General features: G+C 64.0%; 10 protein-coding genes and 1 pseudogene. 4 read left to right on the top strand and 7 right to left on the bottom strand.

Going from position 1 to position 10,349, the window contains the following annotated elements; translation table 11 throughout:
* The 7 genes and pseudogenes from B9G49_RS16345 to B9G49_RS14260 form a co-directional block, all read right to left on the bottom strand.
* Positions 1 to 153: pseudogene (locus tag B9G49_RS16345) on the bottom strand (S26 family signal peptidase); the annotation flags it as partial.
* Between the two features lie 156 nt (positions 154 to 309).
* Positions 310 to 1,230 carry a hypothetical protein gene (locus B9G49_RS14235; protein WP_049932333.1) on the bottom strand — a complete coding sequence of 307 codons (921 nt, stop codon included), beginning with the start codon at positions 1,228 to 1,230 and terminating at the stop codon, positions 310 to 312.
* 64 nt (positions 1,231 to 1,294) lie between these two features.
* A complete protein-coding gene (locus tag B9G49_RS14240) occupies positions 1,295 to 2,878 on the bottom strand; it encodes a CARDB domain-containing protein (protein ID WP_086216816.1) in 1,584 nt (527 codons plus the stop codon).
* A gap of 316 nt (positions 2,879 to 3,194) precedes the next feature.
* The gene (locus tag B9G49_RS14245; protein ID WP_086216817.1) at positions 3,195 to 4,373 is read right to left on the bottom strand and encodes a right-handed parallel beta-helix repeat-containing protein; all 1,179 of its coding nucleotides are present in this window, start codon (positions 4,371 to 4,373) and stop codon (positions 3,195 to 3,197) included.
* Positions 4,374 to 4,868 (bottom strand): hypothetical protein, encoded by a 495-nt coding sequence (locus tag B9G49_RS14250; RefSeq protein WP_233125222.1) that lies wholly within the window; start codon positions 4,866 to 4,868, stop codon positions 4,374 to 4,376.
* Positions 4,869 to 5,020: 152 nt separating this feature from the next.
* Entirely contained in the window at positions 5,021 to 6,112 is a 1,092-nt protein-coding gene (locus B9G49_RS14255) for a LamG domain-containing protein (protein WP_233125223.1), read from the bottom strand.
* Positions 6,113 to 6,335: 223 nt separating this feature from the next.
* A complete protein-coding gene (locus tag B9G49_RS14260) occupies positions 6,336 to 6,986 on the bottom strand; it encodes a hypothetical protein (protein ID WP_143414715.1) in 651 nt (216 codons plus the stop codon).
* A 456-nt stretch (positions 6,987 to 7,442) separates the two neighbouring features.
* Between B9G49_RS14260 and B9G49_RS14265 the strand changes: the two genes are divergently transcribed.
* The 4 genes from B9G49_RS14265 to B9G49_RS14285 all read left to right on the top strand — a co-directional run bounded on the left by B9G49_RS14265 (position 7,443) and on the right by B9G49_RS14285 (position 10,102).
* Complete coding sequence (locus tag B9G49_RS14265; protein WP_049932329.1) at positions 7,443 to 8,024, top strand: hypothetical protein; 582 nt, start codon at positions 7,443 to 7,445, stop codon at positions 8,022 to 8,024.
* A gap of 101 nt (positions 8,025 to 8,125) precedes the next feature.
* Complete coding sequence (locus B9G49_RS14270) at positions 8,126 to 8,980, top strand: hypothetical protein (RefSeq protein WP_086216821.1); 855 nt, start codon at positions 8,126 to 8,128, stop codon at positions 8,978 to 8,980.
* 316 nt (positions 8,981 to 9,296) lie between these two features.
* Positions 9,297 to 9,587, top strand: a complete 291-nt coding sequence (locus B9G49_RS14280; protein WP_086216823.1) for a UPF0175 family protein — start codon at positions 9,297 to 9,299, stop codon at positions 9,585 to 9,587.
* Positions 9,584 to 10,102 carry a DUF3368 domain-containing protein gene (locus B9G49_RS14285; RefSeq protein WP_086216824.1) on the top strand — a complete coding sequence of 173 codons (519 nt, stop codon included), beginning with the start codon at positions 9,584 to 9,586 and terminating at the stop codon, positions 10,100 to 10,102. The genes B9G49_RS14280 and B9G49_RS14285 overlap by 4 nt, the downstream gene beginning before the upstream one ends.
* Positions 10,103 to 10,349: the final 247 nt, after the last annotated feature.

The following is a 10,349-nucleotide window of genomic DNA, read 5'->3' on the forward strand; positions in this document are numbered from 1 at the left end:
GTCGAGACCGGGAGCGAGCGTCGGCTGCATGCTCCCGGTCTCGACGTAGCTGAGGAGGACCGGTTGGTCGAGGAGCTGTCCGACGACCAGCGAGACGACGACCAGCACCGCGGCCGCTTGGAGCGCGACGGACAGCGTTCGTTTGAGTGACATGGTGTCGAACTCGGCTCGGAGACGGACTCGGGGCGGCGACCGCCGCGAGGCGGTACCTGTCGCGCGGCCGTCAGGTAGTCGTCGATCGCTGAACGGCGGCGTGTCCTTATAACTTCGTGGGTGCCGGCGAACCGGATCGGGCGGCCGCCGTCGCCCCTACTCGTCGAAGGCGCCGGCGGCGAGCAGCGCGAACGGGCCGATGAACCCGAGGCAGAACCCGAGCAGGTGGACGTACAGGTTCACGACGCTCCCGCCGCCCGAGGGGTCGGACGGGAAGCCGACGACGGGGTAGCCGACGGCCACCAGCCCGCCGACGACCAGCAGTTCCCCGTAGCCGGGACGCGACGCGACGGCGGCCGCGTGCGTCCGGACCGCGGGCGGGAACCGGACCTCGCTGCTGGCCGCGTACAGCACCGCGAGGAGCGCGCCCGCGACGCCGATCGCCAGCCCGGCGACCCCGATGCCCGTCGTCGAGACCGGCAGCGCGAGGAGCGCGATCCACCCGACGAGCGCGAAGAAGACCGCCGGCAGCGCGCGCAGCGAGGCCGCAGGCGCGAAGTGTTCGCGGGCGTAGCAGTACCACAGGATCGGGAGCAGTCCGGCGAGCGCCATGTTGATCCCGGAGAAGCCGAAGCCGATCGCGTCCCGCGGGACGGCGAGGTTCAGCGCGGACAGCGCGAACGGGAAGGCGCCGAGGTACGTCGCGAGCGACGTGAAGAAGAGCCGCCGTCGCCCGCCAAGGACGGCGAGCGCGTAGCCGACGCCGGCGAGGAGCCCGTATCCGACGAGGTTCCCGAGGAGGTGATCGGTTCCGAGGTGGACGTAGTGCGCCGCGAACGCCGACGGCACCGTCGGGTCCGCGTACGCGAACGCGAGCGAGCGGCGGGTCGCCTCCGGCAGCGCGAAGACCGCGAGCAGGACCGCGGGCACCGCGAGCAGGACGAGCAGGTCGGTCGCGCGGACGCCGGCGAGCATCTCCTGACTGAACGTGCGGTCCGGCCGACTACCGTCGACGGAGCGATCCGACGGGCCGCCGTCGACGGAGCGATCGCGCTCGTCGGTCGCAGACGTGCTCACGGCCCGTGGGTCGTCGACCAGCGGTTAAGACCTGTCGGCGCGCGCCCCGGATGCGACCCGGGGCTCACGACCGCGGCATCCGGCGGAACAGCGCGAGTCCGGCCACCGCGAGGGCGAGCGCGGCCAGCAGCCCGCCGAGTTCGACGAACTCGATCCCCCCGGGTTCCTCGGTCGGCCCGGCCTCGGTGTCGGCGGCGCTACTCGCCGCATCGGAGCCGCTCGCCGTCTCGGCGCTCTCCCCGTCGCCGCCAGTCGCCTCGGAGTTACTCCCCTCACCGCCCGCCGGGTCGCCGCCGGGGTCGCCGACGAGCAGGGTCCCGGCGGGGGTCCCGCCGACCGCGAGGTCGTACGCGCCGGCGGCCGAGACCGTCTCGTCGAACGAGAGCGTCGCCGTCTCGTTGGGCGCGAGCGCGACCGTCTCGCTCGCGACCGAGTTACCGTCGGCGGTCAGCGTCACCGCGCGCTCGCCCGCCGCGCCGCCCCCGTTTCGGACGGTCGCCCGGACGGTGACGTTCTCGCCGGGGTCGATCGCCTCGGGCGCGACCGTCGCCGCGGTCACGTCGAACCGGGGCTCGCGCGTCGCGACCGCGAACGTCGAGAACTCGGTCGTCGTCGCGCGGAAGTGGACGCGGTCCTCGGGGAGCCCCAGGATATCGACGACCGCCTCGTCGACGACCTCGACCGACACCGCCTCCCAGTCGCCCGCGTCCGTCTGCCGGTAGAGCGTCACGTCCGCGGGGTCGGTCCCGGTCGCGTTGAGGTAGTCCCGGTCCGCGCTGAGCCGGATCGTCATCGCGTCGACCGCGTCGGGCGCGAACTCGTGCGCGAGCGAGAGGTACCCGACCGGACGGGGACGCGTGGGCGCGGTCAGCGCGCTCCCGTTCGCGAAGGGGACCGGGCTCCCCGCTGCGTTCAGCTCGACGCGCTCGTTCCGGACGCCCGCCAGGTCGATCCCCTCCAGCGTGACGTTGTCGCGGTCGATGGGCATCCCGTCGACCCGGAACCGGACCTCCGCACCGGACTCGACGCCGCTCGCGACGAACTCGCGGCGGTCCGCGCTCGGCGAGGCGACCGTCTTTGTCGGACCGCCGTCGCCGGTCGAGCCGAAACCGAAGGTCGACGCGCTCGACTCGTCCGACTCACCGAGCGCCGTCTCGTTCGCTTCGATCGAGAACTCGTCGGCGCCCAGCCGCGTCCCGACGGTCGCGCCGCGCGTGTCGAGTTCGAGCCCGACCGTGACGGTCTCGTTCGGCGCGAGCGTGACGTTGTTCGCCTCGCCTTCGATCGAGTCCCCACCGGCGACGAAGGTGACGTTCTCGCTGGCGTACTCAATCCAGACGTGTGCGTACTCGTCAGCCGTGTACGTGATCTTGAACACGTCGTCGATCCTGCCGGTCGATCCGACGTTCACGCCTTTGAAGGAGGGGTCCTCGATGTTCGGATTTGACGCCGAGACGTCGATCGCGATCTCGTCGTCGTTCAGGTAGGCGTACCGCCCGTTCGGGCCGTCGGCCGGCTGGATCGCGAGGTCGCCGTCGGCGACGGTGTCCGCGTCGCCGTCGATCACTGCCGCTCCCGTGGCGAACGCGAGCGACCCTGCGGCTACGAGGAGGATGGCGAGGGTCAGGGTGCGGCGAGCGGTGGGCATTGATACGTATACCCGCCTATTATATCTCAAGTGTCTTGATAAGGCGGTGCTTGAAACGACTGAAGGGGTTGCTTGTAACGAGATAGAAGCCGGACGAACCGATTACTTACGCATGAGAGACCGGAGCGAGTGATGCCTCATTTACTGGGTGATAAGACGAATAGAGATCACCGGTCGAGAGAGCACCACTGTACAACGTGACGTGTCAAAGTTTCATTATTTTCTCCGAAAGCCTACCGGTGGGGTCGAACTAAAGTACTGTCTCGGAATCTCACTAGGACGCGATACGCGGCATAGGGGATCCGCTCCCCACTGATCAGTCAATCCGATTCGGCTCGGACGGTGGCATCGGGCCCTGCCAGGGTTCGTTTGTACTAGCTGTCTCGACTGAGGCTACCGATAACCCAGTCGTCTCCCCCGTCTCCCCACTCTCGTTCCAGTCGGGACCGGCCTGTGTGGACCACGTGTCAGTTGTGACCGACCCCCCATTCGATTTCTCGTTCGTCCCGGAGGGACCGTTGACATCGCCCCACCAGTTACCGTTCGCGTTCACGGCTGTCCCGGTTTCGTTGACGATACCGACGCGGTTATTCACGATGTTGTTGCTGGTAGCATCTACGTCACCGCCGGAGGCCTCGCCAGCGACGAAGATTCCATCATCGTTATTCGCAATTGTATTCCGCTGAATCGTGGCCGCCGCCCCGCCAAACACACCGACACCTGCGCCGTTCTCGCCTTCGGTCTTATTGCCGGTGACCTCGTTACTTGTCAGTGTGGTCGCAGTCTTGATCACTCCGATCCCGACCGCACCACCTCCGGAAGCGCCGTCGAACGTAGTATCGCTAATTGTCGGCGTGGCGCCGCCGAACCCGTTACGTCCGGAAACGATCGCGCCGTAGAACGAGTAGTTCTTGACGACACAGTCCTTAACGAGTACGTTCGATGCCGACGGGACGAATAATCCGTTAGTCACGCCGCTGATCGTCACGTCCCTGATCGTCACTTCAGGCTCGAACGCGGCGAGACCGTAGCGGAAGATCTCACCCGTCACCTCGAATCCTTCGAAGGTGACGCCTGGATCGAGAATCTGAACCCAGCCGTTGATCGTTGGTTGGTTCTGTCCGACGACAGTAACGTCCCGCAGCGGTGCGGAGGCAGGATCGGTCCCTGCGTCCTGCGATCCGATCTGGAGTCCAGCCTGATCACCGTATGTGTCCGCACCGTACGTGCCGTCCTCAACTAGAATGATATCACCAGGCTCGGCGTCATCGAGAGCGCCAGAGATCGTTTGGTAAGGACCCCCACTTGAGCTCCCGCGTTCAGCAGAGACGAACAGATCAAAGTCCGGGATTTCAGCCGGCGATCCGGTTGGACCCCCCTCGCCACCCGTCAGATCGCCCAGCGCGTCGTTAAGCCGATCACGAACATCCGTCGGAACGTCTTCGATCGAAATGCCCTCAGACCGGGCCACGAAGTCTTGAACGTTAAGTGACATTTAGGTAGCCTCCGCCGTGACGGTGATTTCATCATCGATCTCAAAGCTCGATCCACCTGGGAACGTGCCCACGACAAGACTGTACGTTTCCGTGTCGCCGACGCCAAGAGTCACTGTCGGGAAGTTAGTCTGCGGGACGACCAATACTATTAGCGAGTTCGAGTTATTACTGTCGACAAATGATAGCGGCGTCACCTCAACCTCGACTTCTTGTGTTCCCTGATTCTGGATCTCAAAGAGGTCGGCAATTACCGTCACTGCGTCTGTATTGACTCCCTTCCCTCCAGCAGCGGTCGGATTGTCACTCGTGAGATCGATCCCAAGTTCACCGCCGTTGGTGGTGACGTACTCGTCGTTACCCTCGCCTGCGGCCGCCATTCGCAAGAGGGCGTCCGTGTCGTCGGCCACCTGAACGGAGACATCCCGATTCGCCTCCACGCTGGTGAACGCACCCGTACCGGTGACTACCGCGCCCCCACCGCCGAGTGCTCCCATCGTCGCCAAGACCTGTCTTCGGTTCATATGTATTATGTGCCCTTTCAGGCGAAGCCCACCGGCGGAGTCGAACCGCCGTACGCCAGCGTGGGACGCTGTGATGTCGCGTCAGTCACCTGACCCACGTCCGATACTGGAGTGACGCCGTCGGATCAGTTCGTGTCGCCGTAGAGATCGCTCACCTCCGTGGCTGAGAGAGCCCGGTCGTAGATCCGAACGTCGTCGATCCGGCCAGTGAAGAAGTCTTTACCCGGCAGATGGGCTGGCGCGCCGAACTTCACTGTTGACGATCGGCTCACCAGCGGGGCGTTCACCGGTGTGGAGTCTTCCTCCGTGCCGTCGATGTACAGCCGAACCGCGTCCGACGTGTCGAACGTGAGCGCGGCGTGGTGCCAGCTGTCATCGGTGAACGTGACCGTCGCCGACACTTCTACACCGTTGGCTCCTGCTGTGTCGACGACTGTCCGCGGGTCGGTGGCGTCCGCATCGACGCCGAGGTTGTACTGCCGGTTTCCTGCACCGCTCTGCTCGCGCGAGAGGATTCGAGCGTAGTTGTCCTGATCGCTCGATGGTTTCACCCACGCGGCCAGCGTAAGCGCCCCGGTGAGGTCCAAACTCGGGTCGTCCGGGACGTTCACGTAGTCGTTGCTCCCGTCGAAGGCCGCTGCACCATCTACCTCCCCGGAGACGGCTGACACGCCGCCGTTCAGCGCCCCGTCGTTGGTTCCCACGATGTCCTCGGCGGTCCCGTCGCCAACACTGTCGAGCGGCCAGTAACTCACTAGGCCGTTCGTCGGGCCGGGGATCGTGGTGCCGCCACCGCCGACGGTGGCCCCGCTCGCCGGGTTCTCGACGTCGGCATTGACCGTCATCGTCAGGTCCTGATCGGTGGTGACGTCTGTGGTGTCAACGTAGACTCCGATCTGTGCCGACTGCCCGACCCCGAGGTAGAGCACGTCCTCGTCGCTGTCCCGGAGCTGGTCGTCAGAGTCACCGTTCGGGTACAGGTAGATGTCGGTGTTCGTTCCGTCGGGAGTGAAGTCCCCGCTCGCGCCCGAGAAGGTGGCCCAGGCGTAGACCGGCTGGGTGCCCTGGTTGGTGATCCGGAACACGTCGTCGAACTCGTAAACGGAGTCCGTGCCGAGACCGCTTCCACCCGCGTCGGTGTCGGTGAGCCCTAGGGCGATCGTTCCGTCGCCGGTCGTCTCGGCGTACTCGCCGTTAGGCCCGTTCGACGGCGTCATCGCCAGGAACGCGTCGGCGTCGTCAGCGACTTGGACGCTGACGCTTCGGTCGGCGCTCACGCTCGTGAACGCACCGGTGCCCACTGCCCCCGAGGTGGCCGCTGCCGTCGCGCCGAGGGTGGCGATGAGTTTTCGTCGGTTCATATTTGATTATCGCTCTGAAGGCCCACCGGCGGAGTCGAACCGCCGTACGCCAGCGTGGGAAAGATCGTTTACCGAGCGATTAGAGGTCCGAGAACTCGTCGACGGCTTGGAACGTGATCGGGTCAGCACTGATGGCGCTGGCGTCCGGGCTGCCAAAGAAGAACATCCCGATGTGTTCCAGAGTTTCGCCCGGAGTGAGTCTCACGAGGTCCGGATTTCCATCGCTGTCTGCATCAGGTGCCGTATTGATATTCAACTGACCGTCGTTGGTGTATTTACCAGCACTGGCGTCGTAATCATCAGTGCCTGGATCCGAGGCGTTCGGATCAAGGAAGTCGGAATCTTCGTGGTAGAGCGCAAAATTGCCGTTCGGACTCGCGGGGTGGGTATAGCCGACGTAGACATCTTGGCTACCCTGATTTTCGATAGCGAGGAGATCGTCTAGGGTTGTCGTGGCGTTGTCGTTGATCCCCGTGGCCCCAGCACTGGTTTCCGTGATGTCGATACTTACCTGTCCACCATTCGTGTCCACGTACTCAACAGCGTTCGAAGTAAAACTGCCATTCCGCTTGTCTCCCCTGATAGCGAGCAGCGCGTCGGAGTCGTCTGCCACGTTAACCGCGACAGTACGGTCCGCGCTCACACTCGTGAACGCACCCGTACCCACCGCAGCCGCGCTACCTGAAGCCAATGCGCCGAGTCCGGCGAGGAACTTGCGTCGGTTTGCCATAGTTGTGTAACCTCGTTGTGTCCGCACACGACCCGCGGGCCGCCGACGCGAGACATCCCGCGTCACCCGGGGTCGCTCTACTTCACCTATAGGGCCTATCCTATATCGTTATGAATTTCCAGAAACACTTCCGGGCGGGACTGAAGCCCCGCCCGCTCCGTTCCGACCCCGCCTGAACCCCGGTTCGATCGGTTCAGGCCGGTCCTGAGACCCCGTTCAAGCCCGGCCTGAAGCGGCGATCGTCGCCCGTGTAACGAGGGTGGTAGTTACTGAAGCCTGATAATATCGGCTAGAGAGCCACCGAATAGAATCCGTATAACGCCACGTATCTGCTTCTTAGACCGTCAAAAGCCGACTTACGCGTTCGTGTTGACCCACGAGTGAACGGCGAGAAAGTTTAGCAGATTATCATAACCACGGGATTTATGTTGGCGTGTTCATATATGTCAGACAGAAATGGCGTCGGTACAGCGGCCGGACGGTCGGGGGGCAGAACCGACGACTGAGGTGTCAGAAGACGACCTGTTCGACGTGTTGGCGAACCAGCGCCGGCGGTTCGCGGTCCATCTGCTGAAGCGGGAGGAGGCGGAGAAACTCGAGATCGGCGACATGGCCGAGCAGATCGCGGCGTGGGAGAACGGGACCGACATGGCGGAGATCACGGGCGACGAGCGCAAGCGCGTGTACACCGCCCTCCAGCAGTCTCACCTGCCGAAGATGGACGACGCGGGCGTCGTCGAGTTCAACAAGGACCGGGGGATCGTCGAGCCGACGCCCGCGCTTCAGAACGTCGACCTGTACATGGACGTGGTCGAGGGGAAGGAGATCCCGTGGAGCGACTACTATCTCGGGCTCTCCGGCGTCGCCGCCGCGCTCGCCGGCGCGGTGTGGCTCGGCGCGTGGCCGTTCACCCTCCTGCCCGAGATGGCGTGGACGGTCGCCATCGTCGTCGCGTTCGCGTTCTCCGCGATCACGCACAAGTACTACACCGCGGAGATGAAGGTCGGCGAACCCGAGGAACCCCCGGAACTGACGTAGGGCGCAGCGGTTCAGGCGGTGCCTTCTGCGGTTCCGGCGCCCCATAACTTAGGATCAAAACGGGCTATAAACGACAAACGAAGCGTGACGACACCCTCAATATGAAACGACGAACCCTCATCCTGCTGCTCGGCGGCGCGAGTTCCGGTGCGATGAGCGTCGGCACCGGGGCGTTCAGCAGTGTCGAGGCCGAGCGAGGAGTGAGCGTGAACGTCGTCGAAGACGATGAGGCGTATCTCGGGTTGAAGCAGACAGCCAAGTTGGTTCCCTTTGGTGAGCAGACCGATGTCGTCAGGATCCAGAACCAGTTCGCCTCCTCACTTGATTTGTCGGTGGTCGTTGAGGACAAGGATGATGTCGACACTGTTGTGATAGAGAACGAGGCAGTCGAAATCGTCGCGGAATGTGATGGTAGAAAAGAGTCAGAGAGCAATGATGAGGAGTCGGAGGACTGTGAGATGGACGATGATGTCCTCTGTCCCGGAGATACGGCTCTGGTCAGTGTGGTGTGCGACAAACTCGGCGAAGCCGAATTCGAGCTCCGGTTCTGCGGCAATGCGGGCGAAGCGAGCGTCGAAAAGACCCGATCGTTCGAGGTCAAGTGTGTCGACCCGATCGAGGGTGTCCAGTTTGTGGGCAGCAACGGAAACAGCGTGAGTAGTGAAAGCAGCGGAAAGAGCGGGAATACCGGGAACGTCAAGATCCGCACGCAGTCTGGGAGCTCGAACCGGACCATCAGGGCAACCGCGTACTACAAGGACAGCGGCGGAAATACTCGGGAGAAACAGGGATACGTGTCCGTCAACAAACCGCTCAAGCCGTCGAAATTCAAGGTCGCCGACAGACCGATTGTTGGAATCAGAGTGGAAGGGATCCAAGGTGTGTACAAAAGGCCCGATAACCCGGGCAACGGAAACTTCGTGGACACACCAACCCAAGATCCGAGTTGGGGCTGATCACCCACCGAGTTCATCGACGAGGGCGCGCGTCCGTCGCCCGCTGTCGCAACGCGTCCGCTCGGCCCCCCGTTCGTCACCCTCGAACGGGTCAGGATGTTCGTAGTAGCGCGCGAGCGCGCCGAAGCGATCCGCTGCGTCGCGGGCGATCGAAGTCAGACAGCAGGATACGACCAGCAGCCGTTCACCCGTGAGAGGAATCTGACACCAGCATCGAGACCGCTTCGGCCTCCGAGTGTCTCGCTCTCCTGTTTGCGGCGACGCGCTCAACTGACCCGCCGAAACCTATGAATACATCGTACACATAGCAAACGCTATGCCCACCATCTCCACGCGCGTCCCCGAGGACCTCGAAGCGGAACTCGAAGCCTACCTCGACGAGGAGCGTCTCGACCGGAGTACCGCGGTGCGAAAGCTTCTCTCGGAAGGGCTCGAAGCGTGGCGGCGCGAGCGCGCGCTGAAACGCTTCGCAGACGGCGAGATCACGCTGACGAAGGCCGCCGAACTGGCGGACGTATCGGTGTGGGAGTTCGCGCGCCTCGCCGAGGACGCCGATGTCGCGTGGGTGTCCGGTGACCACCTAGAAGCCGACCTCGATGAGCTGTGAGCTGGGTGTTCGACGCCACCCCGCTGATCTACCTCGCGAAGGCGGGGCGGTTCGGCGTGATCGAGACGCTAGCAGAGCCGCGAGTCGTCCCCGAGGCCGTCTACCGCGAGGTGGTGACGGCCGGCGTCGAGCAGGGGTACGACGACGCGCGTCGGATCGAGCGCGCCGTAGAAGACGGCCTCGTCGATGTCGTCGCCGTCGACACCGACGACTCGCCGGTCGCGACTCGATTGGGTCGCCATCCCGGACTGAGCGACGCGGACGTGGCGGTCCTCACCTGCGCGGACGCACGCGACGCGGTGGCCGTGATGGACGAGTCCGCCGAGCGCTCCGCGGCCGAAGTGGAGGGCGTCGAGACGCGCGGGACCGCGTATCTCGTCCTCGCGGCCGTGAAAGGCGGGCAGCTGTCGAAAGCGGAGGGGCGAGACGCAATCGACGCGATGATCGACCACGGCTGGTACGTCGCGCCGGACGTGTACACGAGGGTCGTCGGGAAGCTGGAGTCGTTCGAGTAACGACTAGTACGGCTCGTGAGAGAGTCCTCGGTATGGCATCGCCGCTCCCGTTATCAGAGGAAGAAAAGGAACGAATGCGGCGCGACCGAGTCATACGGTCGTGCGTTAATTTCTACCGTCCTCAAGGGCAGAGATAGTTCCAGATGATCGGTTCCGTGATCGTCGGCAGTCCTCGTTGAATCTGCCGTTTCAGCGTCGAAAGATCTGGTATGAGGCGGTGCTTGAACCATTCATTGAGACGATCCCA

Source organism: Halorubrum sp. SD683 (assembly GCF_002135045.1).
In the GTDB taxonomy this organism is placed as follows: domain Archaea; phylum Halobacteriota; class Halobacteria; order Halobacteriales; family Haloferacaceae; genus Halorubrum; species Halorubrum ezzemoulense.

Excerpts from the sequence above, each read along its gene's own strand:
- B9G49_RS14260 (WP_143414715.1), bottom strand. The coding sequence starts at position 6,986 with ATGGCAAACCGACGCAAGTTCCTCGCCGGACTCGGCGCATTGGCTTCA.
- B9G49_RS14280 (WP_086216823.1), top strand. The coding sequence starts at position 9,297 with ATGCCCACCATCTCCACGCGCGTCCCCGAGGACCTCGAAGCGGAACTC.
- B9G49_RS14250 (WP_233125222.1), bottom strand. The coding sequence starts at position 4,868 with ATGGGAGCACTCGGCGGTGGGGGCGCGGTAGTCACCGGTACGGGTGCG.
- B9G49_RS14255 (WP_233125223.1), bottom strand. The coding sequence starts at position 6,112 with ATGACGCCGTCGAACGGGCCTAACGGCGAGTACGCCGAGACGACCGGC.
- B9G49_RS14265 (WP_049932329.1), top strand. The coding sequence starts at position 7,443 with ATGGCGTCGGTACAGCGGCCGGACGGTCGGGGGGCAGAACCGACGACT.
- B9G49_RS14270 (WP_086216821.1), top strand. The coding sequence starts at position 8,126 with ATGAAACGACGAACCCTCATCCTGCTGCTCGGCGGCGCGAGTTCCGGT.
- B9G49_RS14245 (WP_086216817.1), bottom strand. The coding sequence starts at position 4,373 with ATGTCACTTAACGTTCAAGACTTCGTGGCCCGGTCTGAGGGCATTTCG.
- B9G49_RS14240 (WP_086216816.1), bottom strand. The coding sequence starts at position 2,878 with ATGCCCACCGCTCGCCGCACCCTGACCCTCGCCATCCTCCTCGTAGCC.